10 protein-coding genes, 1 pseudogene and 1 riboswitch are annotated in these 14,660 nt (G+C 69.4%); of the genes and pseudogenes, 3 read left to right on the forward strand and 8 right to left on the reverse strand.

Going from position 1 to position 14,660, the window contains the following annotated elements; genetic code table 11:
- The first annotated feature begins 122 nt into the window (after positions 1 to 122).
- A complete protein-coding gene (locus tag AC07VX_RS10930) occupies positions 123 to 890 on the forward strand; it encodes a class II glutamine amidotransferase (protein ID WP_493164752.1) in 768 nt (255 codons plus the stop codon).
- Between the two features lie 27 nt (positions 891 to 917).
- Here AC07VX_RS10930 and AC07VX_RS10935 read toward each other — a convergent pair whose 3' ends face one another.
- From AC07VX_RS10935 to AC07VX_RS10960, 6 genes are all read right to left on the reverse strand, one after another.
- Entirely contained in the window at positions 918 to 2,801 is a 1,884-nt protein-coding gene (locus AC07VX_RS10935; protein WP_493164753.1) for a potassium transporter Kup, read from the reverse strand.
- Between the two features lie 144 nt (positions 2,802 to 2,945).
- On the reverse strand, positions 2,946 to 4,211 hold the full coding sequence (gene gshA, locus AC07VX_RS10940) for a glutamate--cysteine ligase (protein ID WP_493164754.1): 1,266 nt from the start codon (positions 4,209 to 4,211) through the stop codon (positions 2,946 to 2,948).
- A gap of 53 nt (positions 4,212 to 4,264) precedes the next feature.
- Positions 4,265 to 5,389, reverse strand: a complete 1,125-nt coding sequence (locus AC07VX_RS10945) for a GGDEF domain-containing protein (protein WP_493164755.1) — start codon at positions 5,387 to 5,389, stop codon at positions 4,265 to 4,267.
- A gap of 86 nt (positions 5,390 to 5,475) precedes the next feature.
- Positions 5,476 to 7,014: an ammonium transporter gene (gene amt, locus AC07VX_RS10950; protein WP_493164756.1), complete on the reverse strand. Its 1,539-nt coding sequence runs from the start codon at positions 7,012 to 7,014 to the stop codon at positions 5,476 to 5,478.
- A gap of 35 nt (positions 7,015 to 7,049) precedes the next feature.
- Positions 7,050 to 7,388 (reverse strand): P-II family nitrogen regulator, encoded by a 339-nt coding sequence (gene glnK, locus AC07VX_RS10955; RefSeq protein ID WP_056192325.1) that lies wholly within the window; start codon positions 7,386 to 7,388, stop codon positions 7,050 to 7,052.
- Between the two features lie 19 nt (positions 7,389 to 7,407).
- Positions 7,408 to 8,136 carry a TorF family putative porin gene (locus AC07VX_RS10960; protein ID WP_493164757.1) on the reverse strand — a complete coding sequence of 243 codons (729 nt, stop codon included), beginning with the start codon at positions 8,134 to 8,136 and terminating at the stop codon, positions 7,408 to 7,410.
- Positions 8,137 to 8,394: 258 nt separating this feature from the next.
- Between AC07VX_RS10960 and AC07VX_RS10965 the strand changes: the two are divergent.
- Positions 8,395 to 9,879, forward strand: a pseudogene (locus AC07VX_RS10965) (YifB family Mg chelatase-like AAA ATPase).
- A gap of 11 nt (positions 9,880 to 9,890) precedes the next feature.
- Here the strand turns inward: AC07VX_RS10965 and AC07VX_RS10970 are convergent.
- Positions 9,891 to 10,463: a glycine zipper 2TM domain-containing protein gene (locus AC07VX_RS10970; RefSeq protein WP_493164758.1), complete on the reverse strand. Its 573-nt coding sequence runs from the start codon at positions 10,461 to 10,463 to the stop codon at positions 9,891 to 9,893.
- Positions 10,464 to 10,578: 115 nt separating this feature from the next.
- Entirely contained in the window at positions 10,579 to 13,275 is a 2,697-nt protein-coding gene (gene metH / locus AC07VX_RS10975) for a methionine synthase (protein WP_493164759.1), read from the reverse strand.
- A gap of 20 nt (positions 13,276 to 13,295) precedes the next feature.
- A riboswitch (S-adenosyl-L-homocysteine riboswitch) is annotated at positions 13,296 to 13,361 on the reverse strand.
- A gap of 85 nt (positions 13,362 to 13,446) precedes the next feature.
- On the opposite strand from metH, the gene AC07VX_RS10980 reads away from it, so the two are divergent.
- The gene (locus AC07VX_RS10980) at positions 13,447 to 14,649 is read left to right on the forward strand and encodes an HD-GYP domain-containing protein (RefSeq protein ID WP_493164760.1); all 1,203 of its coding nucleotides are present in this window, start codon (positions 13,447 to 13,449) and stop codon (positions 14,647 to 14,649) included.
- Positions 14,650 to 14,660 lie beyond the last annotated feature (11 nt).

Raw genomic sequence — 14,660 nt, forward strand, 5'->3', positions numbered from 1 at the left:
GGCGCGCCCGGTCGGTCCCCCGAGGGGACGCCGCTGCGCGCGGCATCGGGCCGCACGCCACGGCAGGCGGGCCGGCGCTCGGCCCGAGGCGAGGCATGATGGGCAGCTAAGGAGATCTGTCGATGTGCCGTTTTCTCGCCTACTCGGGCGACGCGATCTTTTTGGAGGACTTGGTCTGCAAGCCGCGCCATTCGCTGGTGCGCCAGAGCCTGCAGGCCTCGGAGGCCAAGACGGCCACCAACGGCGACGGCTTCGGCATCGGCTGGTACGGCGAGCGCGACACGCCGGGCGTCTACCGCGAGGTAATGCCGGCCTGGAGCGACGAGAACCTGCTGGCCCTGTGCGCCAACGTGCGCTCGCATCTCTTCATGGCCCATGTGCGGGCTGCCACGGGCGGCGGCGTGTCGCGGCTGAACTGCCACCCCTTCCACCTCGGGCGCTTCCTCTTCATCCACAACGGCCAGATCGGCGACTTCTCGCGGCTGCGTCGCGGCATGGAGGCCCAGTTGCCCGACGAGCTCTACGACCTGCGCCGCGGCGCGACGGATTCGGAGCTGCTCTTCCTGCTGATCATGGCCCGCGTGACGGCCGGCGCCACCGTCGAGGCGGCGATGCGCCAGGTGCTGCTGGACACGGTGGACGAGATGGAGGTGCGCGGCATCAAGGCGCCGCTGCGCTTCTCGGCGGCGCTGGCCGACGGCGAGCAGCTCTGGGCGGTGCGCTGGGCCAGCGACGACAAACCGCCCAGCCTCTACCTCAAGCCCCAGCCAGGCGGCTGGGCGATCGCGTCGGAGCCGCTGGGCGATGACGCCGAGTCCTGGCAGCCGCTGTGCCGCAACGAGGTCGTGCACGTGCACGACGGGCGCCTGGAGCGGCGCCCGCTGGGTTAGGGCGTGCTAACACGACGGCAGCAGGCCCTAAATCTCGACCTTGCTACCCAGCTCGACGATGCGGTTGGTCGGCAGGTGCAGGAAGTCAGCCGCCGCGGCCGCGTTGCGGTGCATGCTGGCGAAAAGCTTCTCGCGCCACAGCGCCATTCCGGAGCCGATGGTCGGGATGACGATGTCGCGGCTGAGGAAGTAGCTGGTCTCCATGTCCTCCAGCTGGACGCCATGCTTCTTCAGCAGCTCCAGCGCATAGGGCACGTCGGGCTCGTTTTTGAAGCCGAAGTGCAGCGCCACCTGCCAGCAGTGGTTGCCCAGGGGCTCGACCTCGCAGCGCTCCTCGCGGCTGACCCAGGGCACCTCGTGGTGCTTGACGGTGACGAACACGTTCTGCTCGTGCAGCACCTTGTTGTGCTTGAGGTTGTGCAGCAGCGCGTTGGGCGTGGAGCCCTTCTCGGCGGACAGGAAGACCGCCGTGCCCGCCACGCGCGTGGGCGGGTTGATGAAGACGGCTTCGAGAAAGGTGGTCAGCTCGATGGCGTCCTCGCGCAGCTTGTCGGAGAGCTGCTTGCGGCCCTGCTTCCAGGTCAGCATCAGCGTGAACATGCCGATGCCGATCAGCAGCGGGAACCAGCCACCGGCGGCGATCTTCAGCAGGTTGGACGCGAGGAATGTCACGTCGATGAGGAAGAAGATGCCGGTGGCCGCCACGCAAAGCGCCAGCGGGTAGCGCCAGCCGAAGCGGATGACGAAGAAGGTCATCACCGTCGTGATGGTCATGTCGATGGTGACGGCCACGCCGTAGGCGCCGGCCAGCTTGCTCGACGAGCCGAAGAACACCACCGCCACGAGGACCAGCACGTACAGGCCCCAGTTCACGAAGGGCACGTAGATCTGGCCGATGTCGCGCACGCTGGTGTGCAGGATGCGCAGGCGCGGCAGGATGCCGAGCTGGATGGCCTGCTTGGTGACCGAGAAGGCGGCCGTGATGAGGGCCTGCGACGCGACGATGGCCGCCAGCGTGGCCAGCAGGAACAGCGGGATCTCGGCCCAGGACGGTGCCAGCAGGAAGAAGGGGTTCTTCACGCCGCTGGGGTCGTCCAGCAGCATGGCGCCCTGGCCGAAGTAGTTGATGACCAGGGCCGGCATGACGACGCCGTACCAGGCGATGCGGATGGGTTTCTTGCCGAAGTGGCCGAGGTCGGCATACAGCGCTTCGCCGCCGGTCACCACCAGCACGACGGCGCCCAGCGCCACGAAGGCCACCCAGCGGTATTCCAGGCAGAAGTGCAGCGCGTACAGCGGGTTGACGGCCGCCAGCACATGGGGGTTCTCGAAGATGTGGGGCAGGCCCAGCGCGGCCAGCACCAGGAACCACACCAGCATGACCGGCCCGAAGGCCTTGCCGATGCCGCCGGTGCCGAAGCGCTGCACGGCGAACAGGCCGGTCATGACGATGAGGGTGATCGGCAGGATGGCGTCGTGCAGCTGCGGCTCGTAGACGTCGATGCCCTCGACGGCACCCAGCACCGTCATGGCCGGCGTGATGACGGCATCGCCAAAGAAGATGGCCGTGCCGAACAGGCCCACCAGCATCAGCGAGCGGCGCAGCGCGGGCTTGTCGTTCACCGCGTTGGTGGCCAGGGCCAGCATGGCGATGAGGCCGCCCTCGCCGTTGTTGTCGGCGCGCAGGATCAGCAGCACGTACTTGATCGAGACAACGACGGTCAGGGTCCAGAACAGCAGGGAGAGCACGCCGAGGATGTTGTCCGGCGTCGTGACGACGTGGCCGCCATGGAAGACTTCTTTGAGGGCGTACAGCGGGCTGGTGCCGATGTCGCCGTAGACGACCCCGAGGGCGCCGAGGGTCAGGCCCGCCAGCGCCGAGGGGCTGCGAGCCGCGTGGGAAGAACTCACTTCACGAGGGCCACCGGCTTGGGGCGGGTGGCGTTTGTTCGAAAGTGGGGATTCTGCGCTCGCTTTTGGTGTTTTGTGCAGTGCAGCAAAACCGCACAAACGAGGCTTGACGCCCCCGGGGCAGCGGCGTATTGACCGGGCCGGTCAGGCGGCCTCGGCTTCCGCCTGCGGGTCGGTCGCTTCGAGCTCGTAGCTGGCCGCCAGCATGGCCAGGCGACCGATGACGCCGTACATGTAGAAGCGGTTGGGCGCACTGACACCCGGCTTCTCGCCCGGGCGCGGCAGGTGGGGCGAGTCGGCGAAGGCCAGCGGCACATAGCTGGCGCCGGGCGCGTTGAGGTTCTCGTCGATGCCGCGGTGGGCATGCACGCGGTAGTAGCCGCCCACCACGTAGCGGTCCATCGTGTAGACGACCGGCTCGGCGACTGCCTCGTGCACGCGCTCGTGCGTGGGCACGCCCTCCTGCACGATGACCTCCTGGCCCAGGTTCTCGGGCAGGCGTTCGGCCAGGGTCTCGATGTCCTTGGCGTCGCGCACCGTCATCACGCCGCGGCCATAGCTGCCCACGTCGCTCTTGATGATGACGAAGGGCTTCTCGTTGATGCCGTATTCCTTGTACTTGCGGCGCACCTTGGTCAGCTGGGCGTCGGCCGCGGTCTGCAGCGCTTCCAGCCCCTTCTTGCCGTGCATGTCGACGCCCTGGAACATCGGCGTGATCAGCCAGGGGTCCATGCCCAGCAGCTTGCCGAAGCGCTTGGCCACCTCCTCGTAGGCGCGGAAGTGCTGGCTCTTGCGCCGCACGCTCCAGCCGGCGTGCAGCGGCGGCAGCAGGTATTGCTCGTGCAGCCCCATCAGCTGCGGCGGCGTGCCGGCGGAGAGGTCGTTGTTGAGCAGGATGGTGCAGGGGTCGAAGCCCTTGAGCGTGAGGCGGCCGCGCTTGCGCACCAGGGGCTCGATGGTGATGCTGCCGCCGTTGGCGATCTTCAGCTCGGTGGGCTCGGTGATGGCCGTGTCCAGCGTGCCGAAACGCACGTTCAGGCCGGCCTGCGTGAAGATGCGCGCCAGCGTGGCGAGGTTGTCCAGGTAGAAGCTGCAGCGTGCGCCAGTCTCGGGGATGACCAGCAGGTTGCGCGCCTCGGGGCAGATCTTCTCGATGGCCGCCATGGCCGCCTGCACGGCCTGGGGCAGCATCTGCGCCGTCAGGTGGTTGAAGCCGCCGGGGAAGAGGTTGGTGTCCACCGGCGCCAGCTTGAAGCCGGCATTGCGCAGGTCCACCGACGCGTAGAAGGTGGGCGTGTGCTCCATCCATTCCAGCCTGAACCAGCGTTCCGTCGCCGGCATGGATTCCAGGATGCGGGCCTCCAGCTCATTGATGGGGCCGTTCAGGGCAGTGATCAGATGGGGAACCATGGCGGAATGATGTCAGAACCGGCGGGCGGCACACGTGGGGGCAGCGGACGGGATCACAAGACGCCGTCGTCGCAGCAGGTGCGGCCGCGGCCGGCGGCCTTGGCACGGTAGAGCTGGTCGTCGGCCCGCTTGATGGCGGCAGCCAGGGTCTCGCCCGCCTGCACGCGCACGGCGCCGGCGCTGAAGTCGGCGACGAAGCCCAGGCTGGCCTCGCAGCGCCGGCGCAGCGCCTGGTGCAGGCGCGCGTCCAGCCGGCCGAAGGCCTCGGGCTCGCAGTGGCGCAGCAGCAGGCAAAACTCCTCGCCGCCGTAGCGGCCGACGAGGTCGCTGGCGCGCAGCTCGCCACGCAGCACCTCGCCGGCCAGCTTGAGCACCTCGTCGCCGACCGGGTGGCCGCGCTCGTCGTTGACGCGCTTGAAATGGTCCAGGTCCAGCATCAGCAGCACCGCGCCATCGTCGGCCGCCCCCAGCGCCCGGCTGGCGCGCTGCATCCATTCGCGGCGGTTCAGCAGGCCGGTCAGGGGGTCCAGCGAGGCCAGTCGCACCAGGGCCTGCTCGGCGGCGTCGCGGTGGGCGAGCAGGAAGCCCATCGTGCCCAGCACCAGGCTGGCATTGAGCAGCATCAGCGACGCGAAGTTCAGCGGGTGCGGCGCGATGAAGCGCGGGTAGACCTCGGGCCAGCCCAGCACCAGCACCGCCCGCCCCAGCGTGAACAGCGCATTGGCCGCCGCGGCCACGCCGCACAGCCAGCGCCAGCGCACGCGGCCCGCGCCGGCCAGCAGCAGCCCGCTGGCCCAGACGATCTGCAGCCCGATGGTCAGGTTGGTCAGCCCGGTGGCCAGCCGCTGGTCCTGGAAGATGAAGACATGCACGGCGCCGAGCAGCAGGGGCGGCAGCAGCAGGCCGGGCCGCGCCGTCGGCAGGCCGAGGAAGCGCCCGGCCGTCAGCACCATGGTCGAGGCCGAACCGCTCAGCGCCATGACGCCCAGCGTCGCCAGCAGGCGCGGCAGCGTCTGCGTCGACGCGATCAGCAGGCCGAAGCCGGCCGCCTGGCCCAGCAGCGTGAACTGCCAGGCCTGCAGGCCGCTGCGCACGCGCATGCCGACGCTGACGGCCAAGGCCAGCATCATCAGCAGCGCATTCACCAGCACCGCGGCCAGCAGGGTGATCACGTCCATGGCGGGGCAGCATAGCCGCGGCTTGAGCCCGCCCGGAACGAAAGAGCCGCCCCTGAGGGCGGCTCGGCACTGCGCGGGGCAGCGGTTTACTTGTGGTAGGCCGTCTCGCCGTGCGACGAGATGTCCAGGCCTTCGCGCTCTTCCTCTTCTGTGACGCGCAGGCCGATGGTCAGGTCCACCAGCTTGTAGGCGACGATGGAGACGACGCCCGACCAGACGATGGTCACGAGCACGGCCTTGGTCTGCACCCAGACCTGGCTGGCGATGGAGTAGGCGTCCGGCGCGATCATCGCGGCGGTGACCCAGTCGCCGACGGCGCTCGGGCCGCCCAGGTTGGGACTGTTGAACACGCCGGTCAGCAGCGCACCGACAATGCCGCCCACGCCGTGGACGCCGAAGACGTCCAGCGAGTCGTCCGCGCCGAGGATCTTCTTCAGGCCCGACACGCCCCACAGGCAGGCGAAGCCGGCGACGAAGCCGATGACCAGGCCGCCACCGATGCCGACGTTACCGGCGGCCGGGGTGATGGCCACCAGGCCGGCGACGGCGCCAGAGGCGGCGCCCAGCATGGAGGCCTTGCCCTTCAGCAGCGCCTCACCGATGCACCAGGCCAGCACGGCGGCGGCCGTGGCGGCGAAGGTGTTGATGAAGGCGAGAGCCGCGAACCCGTTGGCTTCCAGTGCGGAGCCGGCGTTGAAGCCGAACCAGCCCACCCACAGCAGCGAGGCACCGACCATGGTCAGCGTCAGGCTGTGCGGCGTGAAGGCTTCCTTGCCGTAGCCGACACGTTTGCCGACCATGAAGGCACCCACCAGGCCGGCAACGGCGGCGTTGATGTGCACCACGGTACCGCCGGCGAAGTCCAGCGCGCCCCACTGCCAGATCATGCCGGCCTTGGCGTTGGTTTCATCCACCACGGCAGCGGCCGTGTAGGCATCCGGGCCGGCCCAGAACCAGACCATGTGGGCGATCGGCAGGTAGCTGAACGTGAACCACAGCGTCAGGAAGGCGAGCACGGCCGAGAACTTGATGCGCTCGGCGAAGGCGCCAATGATCAAGCAGGCGGTGATGCCGGCGAAGGTGGCCTGGAAGGCGGCGAACACCATCTCGTACATCGGCACACCCTTGCTGAAGGTGGCACCGGTGGCGAAGGTGCCGGCGACGTTGTCCCACAGGCCCTTCATGAACAGGCGATCCGTACCGCCGATGAACTTGTTGCCCTCGGTGAACGCGAAGCTGTAGCCGTACAGGCACCACAGCACGACGATCAGCGAGAAGCCCACCATCACCTGCATCAGCACCGACAGCATGTTCTTGCTGCGCACCAGGCCACCGTAGAACAGGGCCAGGCCCGGCACCGTCATCAGGATGACTAGCAGCGTGGACAGCATCATCCAGGCAGTGTCGCCCTTGTTGGGCACGGGTGCGGGGGCCGAGGCGGCATCGGCCGGCGCCGAGGCCGCAGCGGCGGCGGGAGCGGAGGCCGCATCGGCCGCCGGAGCCGCCGTGGCCGCCGTGGCCGTCGCAACGGCTGCGGAAGCGGGCGCCGAGGCCGGGTCCTGAGCCCAGGCGGCTGGCGCGAGCAGGCCGGCGGCAAGCGCGAGGCCGGCGAGGAGTTTCTTCATTTGAGTGTTCTCCAAACGGTTGTTATGAGCGCGCTTCAGAGCGCGTCGTTGCCGGTTTCGCCGGTGCGGATGCGAACGACCTGATCCAGCGGCGACACGAAAATCTTGCCGTCGCCGATCTTGCCGGTGCGGGCGGAGGACTCGATGGCCTCGATGACGCGTTCGACGACGTCGTCGTTCACGGCGGCCTCGATCTTCACCTTGGGCAGGAAGTCCACGACGTACTCGGCACCGCGGTACAGCTCGGTGTGGCCCTTCTGGCGGCCGAAGCCCTTGACCTCGGTGACCGTCAGCCCCTGCACGCCGATGGCGCTCAGGGCCTCACGCACCTCGTCGAGCTTGAAGGGCTTGATGACGGCAGTGATCAGTTTCATGTCGCGCTCCAGTGAGTTCTTAGAAGGTCTTCTTCAGGCCGACGACCAGCATGGTCTTGCCCATGAACTTGCCGTTGACCGGGCTGGCATAGGCCGTCTTGTTGGCGTCCGTGCCGATGACGGCGCCGCTGAGCACCAGGCCCGAGAAGTCCTTGGCCAGCGTCAGCGAGTAGTCGGTGTACGAGGCGGCCGACAGGTGCTTGACGGTCTGGTGGCCGACGTGGGGCGACAGGGTCATGCCGTCGCCGAGGTCGAAGTTGGCCGTCACGTCGAAATAGCCCGAGCCCTTGCTGTCGGCGAAGCCGAACAGGTTGGTCGTGCTGTGCGAGTACTTGGCCGTCACCGGGCCAAAACTCAGCGCGCCATAGACCTCCAGCGTGTTGGCGCTGGGGTTGAGCTTGTTGCTCGGGTAGTAGTACTGCAGCAGGCCGACGTCCAGCGTCAGGCCCTTGGCCACCTCGGTCTTGTAGCCGCCGTAGAGGTCGATCTCCACGCCCGCATCGCCACCCGCGTCCTTGATCCACTTGATCGTCGAAGCCCAGGTGCCGACGTAGAAGCCGCTCGGGTCGGCGTAGTCGATGCCGCCCTGCAGGGCCGGCTTCAGGCGGGTCTGGGAGATGCCGCGGTAGCGGTACTCGGTGACCGCGCCGACGTTGAACGACAGCGGGTCCGGTGCCGGCTCATCGGCGAACGCGGGCAGGACGACCGCGGACATGGCCAGGACGAGCAGCGAAGGGGACAACTTCATGGCGGGGCTCCTAATTCAGGTTGGGGAAAAGGCAGTCCGGCGGGTATTTGCAGCTTCCGTGCCAAGCGCCACCCCTTGGCCGACCGCACAAATCTGGGCCGCACACGCCCACAACCCAGATTCACGCACCAAACTGGACCAGATCAGGCGCGGCATTGCACCTTGAACGTGCGTCCACGGGAAAAGCACCGCCGGGCCGTGCGAAACCGGGGGCTGGACTGCCCCGTCGCCGCCCCACAAGCCGCCATCCGTCCCCCTATGAGCCTCGCCACCGTCCACAGCCGCGCCCTCGACGGCCTCACCGCCGCGCCGGTCACGGTGGAGGTCCGCCTGGCCAACGGCCTGCCGAGCTTCACCGTCGTGAGCCTCGCAGACGCCGAGGTCAAGGAAGCCCGCGAGCGGGTACGGGCGGCGCTGCAGAACAGCGGGCTCTCGTTTCCAGCCAACAAGCTATACGGTGAACCTGGCCCCGGCCGACCTGCCCATGGCTTTAGGCCTGCTGGCCGCCAACGGCCAGATCGACGCGGGCCGCCTCGCGCTTCGAGTGCGCGGGCGAACTGTCGCTGGCGGGCGAGTTGCGTCCGGTGCGTGGCGCCCTCGCCATGGCACTGGCGCTGCGCCGGGCCGGTGCTGGGCACGAACTGCTGCTGCCTCAGGCCAGCGCAGCCGAAGCGGCCCTTGTCGACGGCCTGGTGGTGCGCCAGGCCGGGCATCTGCTCGACGTCGTCGCCGCACTCCAGCCCGAAGGCGAGGCTCTGCCCCGTGCCGAGGCCCTGCCGCGCGAACGCCATGCCAGCCTGCACGACCTGGCCGACATCAAGGGCCAGGCTGCGCCCAAGCGGGCGCTGGAGATCGCCGCGGCCGGCGGTCATTCGCTGCTGATGAGCGGCCCGCCGGGCACCGGCAAGTCCATGCTGGCCCAGCGCCTGGCCGGGCTGCTGCAGCCACTGGACGACGACGCCGCGCCGGAGTCCGCCGCCGTGCTCAGCCTGGCCGGCCAGTTCGACATCGCGCGCTGGGGGCAGCGGCCGATGCGCTCGCCGCACCACTCGGCGTCCAGCGTGGCACTCGTCGGCGGCGGCTCACCGCCGCGACCGGGCGAAATCTCGCTGGCCCAGCATGGCGTGCTCTTCCTGGACGAACCACTAGTTTCCCTGTGCCGCCCTGGAAGCGCTGCGCGAGCCGCTGGAGACCGGCCGCATCCTCATTTCGCGCGCCGCGCGCCAGGCCGAGTTCCCGGCACGCTTCCAACTCGTCGCGGCCATGACCCCCTGCCCGTGCGGCCATCTCGGCAACCCGCTGAAGGCCTGCCGCTGCACGCCCGACCAGGTGGCGCGCTACCAGGGGCGGCTCAGCGGCCACTTCCTTTACAGTCTGGACCTGCTCATCGAGGTGCCGGTGATTCCGCCGCGCGAGCTGCAGGCGCTGGCACCCGCCGAGAGCAGCGCAGTGGTCGCCGCCCGCATGGCCGCGGCGCGGGCCCGCGCCAATGAGCGGCAGGGCGTGTCAAATGCACTGCTGCAGGCCCAGGATCTGGCGACGCATGCGGTGCTGGAGCCCGCGGCCAAGGCCTTGCTGGACTGCTCGGCGGAGAAGCTGGGCTGGTCCGCGCGCAGCTTCCACCGCGCGCTGCGGGTGGCCCGCACGGTGGCGGACCTGGCCGGCGCCGAGGTCATCGCGCCGGCCCACGTGGCCGAGGCCATCCAGCTCAGGCGCGGCCTGCCCGCGGCCGTGGGCGCCTGAGCGCCGTCAGGTCAGACGCGCGCGAAGCCGTTTTCGGTCAGGCGGACTTCGTCGCCGACGCGCAGGCCCGGGTCGGCGCTGCGCTCGAAACGGCGCAGGCGGCCATCGGCTTCCTTCACCTGCACCACCCAGACGGTGTAGGTCTTCTGGTTCTTCTCGATCTCGTTGCCGGCGTAGCCGCCGCCAACGGCACCCGCCACGGTGGCGAGCTTGCGGCCATTGCCGCCGCCCACCATGTTGCCCAGCAGGCCGCCCACGACGGCGCCACCCACCGCACCCACGCCGCTGGCCTTGCCATGACGGGCTTCGGTGTGCACATCGGTCACGCGGCCGCAGCTCTGGCACAGGGCTGGCTGGGCCTGCTGCTGCGGCTCGGCGACCGGTGCCCGGTGGGCATCACGCGCCGGCTCGCGCGCGGCGTCGGCGCTGGCCAGCCGCTGGGTGGCCGCCGGGGGCGCGGCCTCGGCAACCGGCTCGCTGCCCTGCGACCGCCCGACCGCGTAGGCACCGCCCAGCAGTGCGATCACGACGGCGACGCCGGCAACGATCTGAGTGGACTTGATGGGGAGCGTGGGGGTCGACATGGGGCCTCCGATGTTGTTGAGAGATAGGACAAGCATGCGGCCGCGCCTCGCGGCGCCCTGTAGGACAGGGCCGCAACGCGGCGCGACCGAACGGCCGGATCTGTATCCGTTCGTGTCAGCCGAGCAGCGGCGCCAGTGCGCGGCGCGCATCGGCGTCGCTCAGGCCACAGCGCGCAGCCCAGTCGGTGAGCTGGTCGTCGCCGATGCGACCGACATTGAAATAGGCCGCGTCCGGATGGGCCAGGTAGAAGCCGCTGACGCTGGCGGCCGGCGTCATGGCCATGCTGTCGGTCAGGCCCATGCCGATCTCCCCGGGCGCCAGCACCTTGAACAGGTCACGCTTGGCGAGGTGGTCCGGGCAGGCGGGGTAGCCGGGCGCGGGGCGGATGCCCTGGTACTTCTCGGCGATCAGCTCTTCGTTGCTGAGGCCCTCGGCCGCGGCATAGCCCCAGAACTCGCGGCGCACGCGCTCGTGCAGCCATTCGGCGGCGGCTTCGGCCAGGCGGTCGGCCAGGGCCTTGAGCAGGATGGCCGAGTAGTCGTCGTGCGTGGCCAGGAACTCGGCCTCCTTCTTGTCCACACCGAGCCCCGCCGTCACGGCGAACAGGCCGACGTGATCGCCCTGCTCCGCCACGAAGTCGGACAGGCAGCGATTGGGCCGCTTCACGCCGTCAACGACCGGCCGCTCCGACTGCATGCGCAGGCCGTGCCAGGTCAGCGGCGGCTCGCTGCGGACTGCGATGTCGTCGTCGTTGACGCGCGCGGCCGGGTAGAGGCCGAAGACGGCGTGCGCCTGCAGCCAGCGGCCGTCGATGATCTTCTTCAGCATGGCCTGGGCGTCGGCGAACACCTTGCGCGCCTCCGAGCCGACCACCTCGTCGTCGAGGATGGCGGGGTAAGGCCCGGCCAGGTCCCAGGTCTGGAAAAAAGGCCCCCAGTCGATGTAGCGGGCGAGCTCGGCGAGGTCCAGGTTCTTCAGCACGCGGCGGCCTGTGAACTTGGGCGCCGGCGCGACGCGGCCCAGATCAAGCGGCGCCTTGTTGGCGCGCGCTTCGGCCAGCGTGACCAGCGGCGTCTGCTTCTTGCCGGCATGCAGCGCGCGGGTCTTCTCGATGTCGGCCTTCAACTCCGCGACGTAGGCCGCGGCGCGCTCGTCGCTGAGCAGCTCGGTGCAGACGCCCACGGCGCGCGACGCGTCCGGCACGTAGACGACCGGGCCTTCGTAGTGCGGCGAGATCTTGACGGCCGTGTGCACGCGGCTGGTCGTCGCACCCCCGATCAGCAGTGGCATCCTGCGCGAGGCGAAGTAGTCGTCGCGCTGCATCTCGGCCGCCACGTGCTGCATCTCTTCGAGGCTGGGCGTGATCAGGCCCGACAGGCCGATGATGTCCGCGCCTTCTTCCTTGGCCTTCCTGAGAATGTCCTGGGCCGGCACCATGACGCCCATGTTGACGACCTCGTAGTTGTTGCACTGCAGGACGACGGTGACGATGTTCTTGCCGATGTCGTGCACGTCGCCCTTGACGGTGGCGATGACAATCTTGCCCTTGGGCTTGGCGTCGCCGCCGCCTTCGATCAGCAGGCGCTTCTCCTCCTCGATGTAGGGCAGCAGGTGGGCCACGGCGCTCTTCATCACACGCGCGCTCTTCACCACCTGGGGCAGGAACATCTTGCCGGCGCCGAACAGGTCGCCGACGACGTTCATGCCCGCCATCAGCGGCCCTTCGATGACGTGCAGCGGCCGGCCGCCCGCGGCCCTGATGGCCTGCCAGGCCTCCTCGGTGTCGGCCGTGATGAAGTCGGTGATGCCATGCACCAGCGCGTGCGACAGCCGCGCGTTCACGTCGCCTGCTCGCCACGCCAGGCGGGCGGAGTCGTCCTTGCCGGCGCTCTTGGCGCGGTCGGCGATCTCGATCAGGCGTTCACCGGCATCGGGGCGGCGGTTCAGCACCACGTCTTCCACGCGCTCGCGCAGTTCGGCGTCGAGGTCGTCATACACGCCCACCATGCCGGCGTTGACGATGCCCATGTCCATGCCCGCCTGGATGGCGTGGTACAGGAACACGGTGTGGATGGCCTCGCGCACCGGCTCGTTGCCGCGGAAGCTGAACGACACGTTGCTCACGCCGCCCGACACCTTGGCGCCCGGCAGGTTGGTCTTGATCCAGCGCGTGGCCTCGATGAAGTCCACCGCGTAGTTGTCGTGCTCCTCGATGCCCGTGGCGATGGCGAAGATGTTGGGATCGAAGATGATGTCCTCGGCCGGGAAGTCCACCTCGTCCACCAGGATGCGGTAGGCCCGCGCGCAGATCTCGGTCTTGCGGGCGAAGGTGTCGGCCTGGCCTTGTTCATCGAAGGCCATCACTACGGCCGCGGCGCCGTAGCGCTTCACCAGCCTGGCCTGGCGCTTGAACTCCGCCTCGCCTTCCTTCAGCGAGATCGAGTTGACGATGCCCTTGCCCTGGATGCACTTCAGGCCGGCCTCGATGACGCTCCACTTGGACGAGTCGATCATGATCGGCACGCGGGCGATCTCGGGCTCGCCGGCGATCAGGTTCAGGAAGCGCACCATGGCCGCCTGGCTGTCCAGCATGGCCTCGTCCATGTTGATGTCGATGACCTGGGCGCCGTTCTCGACCTGCTGGCGGGCCACGGCCAGCGCCTCCTCGAACTGGCCGGCCAGGATCATGCGGGCGAAGGCCTTGGAGCCGGTGACGTTGGTGCGCTCGCCGATGTTGACGAACAGGCTGTCGGCGTCGATGGCGACGGGTTCGAGGCCGGAGAGCTTGAGAGGGGGAGGCGAGAGGGTCATCGAGGCAGTCCGCGCGGGGAGATCGATGAGCGCCGTTGGAAAAACGATCCGAGCCTGGGGAAAACCTCGCAGCGCTCCTCGGATGAAGGCGGGAATTCTACGCAGCGCCTCCTTCGCCGTCGCTCAAGTTTGGCTTGCTCCCGCCGAAGGCCCATCAGAATGCTGCGGTCCATGGCCTCCGACCTCATCCCCCTCCCTGCCCGCACGCTGCGTCTGGGCATGACCCTGCCCTACGACCTATTCGACGCCGGCGGCAAGCTGCTGTTCGCGCGCGGCCAGGTGCTGCGCGACTCGCCGCTGGTTCGCAGCCTCGTCGACGGCGGCGCCTGGGTGAATTCCGAGGACACGATGGAGTACCAGCGCGCCCGGGCCCACCGGCTCGACACCCTGGTCATGCAGGACGTGCCCCTGTCAGACATCGCCAAGGCCGACTCCAGCTTCCGCCTGGACCAGCCCGCGGCAACCCGGATCGAGCCGGGCCCGCGCGAGGCCTGGTCGGACCTGCTGCTGCGCACCCACACCCTGCTGCGCGAGGCCGAGCCGGTCGACTTCGCCGGCCGCCTGGCCGGACTGCGCGACGCGGCGCTCAAGCGCCTGCACGCCCACCCCGACGCGACGCTGATGCTGCTGATCTTCGAGAGCAGCCAGGAGTTCGGCGACTACAGCGCCCGCCACGCGCTCCTGACGCTGCTGCTGGCCGACCTCGTCGCCCAGCAGCTGCAGCTGCCGCCCGCGCTGCGCGAGCCCCTGCAGGGCGCCGCGCTGACGATGAACTACGGCGCCGGCGCCGTGCACGACCGCCTCGCGGCACAGGTCGACGCCGCCACGTCCGCCCAGCGCCAGGCCCTGGTCGCCCACGGCGACCGCGCGGCGCAACGGCTGGCCCAGATCGGCATCGCGAACGAGGCCTGGCTGACCGCAGTGCGCCTGCACCACGAGGCCGGCCCCGGCCCCCTCGCCGGCCGCAGCGACGGCGAGAAGCTCGCCCGCCTGCTGCGGCGCATCGACATCTTCGGCGCCCGCCTGTCGCCGCGCCGCAGCCGCCAGGCCCTCAGCGGCGCCGCCGCGGCGCGCGCCGTCTTCCTCGACGAGCGCCAGCAGCCCGACGAAGCCGGCGCGGCGCTAATCAAGGTGGTGGGCCTCTACCCGCCAGGCAGCATCGTGCGCCTGGCCAACGGCGAGGTCGGCATCGTCTTCAAGCGCGGCTTCAGCGCCAACGAACCGCTGGTGGCCGCGCTGCTCGGCAAGAGCGGCAGCCCACTGAGCAATCCGGTACCGCGTGACACCCGCCTGGCCTCGCAGGCCATCGCCGCCAGCCTCGCGCCAGCCGAGCTGAAGCTGCGCGTCAACCTGGAAGCGCTGCTCAAGCTCTGAGCACAGGCTGA

This window comes from Roseateles sp. GW821-FHT03B02, from assembly GCF_059421025.1.

Coding starts and splice junctions, on each gene's coding strand:
- metH (WP_493164759.1), bottom strand. CDS start 13,275: ATGACCCTCTCGCCTCCCCCTCTCAAGCTCTCCGGCCTCGAACCCGTC.
- AC07VX_RS10980 (WP_493164760.1), top strand. CDS start 13,447: ATGGCCTCCGACCTCATCCCCCTCCCTGCCCGCACGCTGCGTCTGGGC.
- AC07VX_RS10945 (WP_493164755.1), bottom strand. CDS start 5,389: ATGGACGTGATCACCCTGCTGGCCGCGGTGCTGGTGAATGCGCTGCTG.
- AC07VX_RS10930 (WP_493164752.1), top strand. CDS start 123: ATGTGCCGTTTTCTCGCCTACTCGGGCGACGCGATCTTTTTGGAGGAC.
- amt (WP_493164756.1), bottom strand. CDS start 7,014: ATGAAGAAACTCCTCGCCGGCCTCGCGCTTGCCGCCGGCCTGCTCGCG.
- gshA (WP_493164754.1), bottom strand. CDS start 4,211: ATGGTTCCCCATCTGATCACTGCCCTGAACGGCCCCATCAATGAGCTG.
- AC07VX_RS10970 (WP_493164758.1), bottom strand. CDS start 10,463: ATGTCGACCCCCACGCTCCCCATCAAGTCCACTCAGATCGTTGCCGGC.
- AC07VX_RS10960 (WP_493164757.1), bottom strand. CDS start 8,136: ATGAAGTTGTCCCCTTCGCTGCTCGTCCTGGCCATGTCCGCGGTCGTC.
- glnK (WP_056192325.1), bottom strand. CDS start 7,388: ATGAAACTGATCACTGCCGTCATCAAGCCCTTCAAGCTCGACGAGGTG.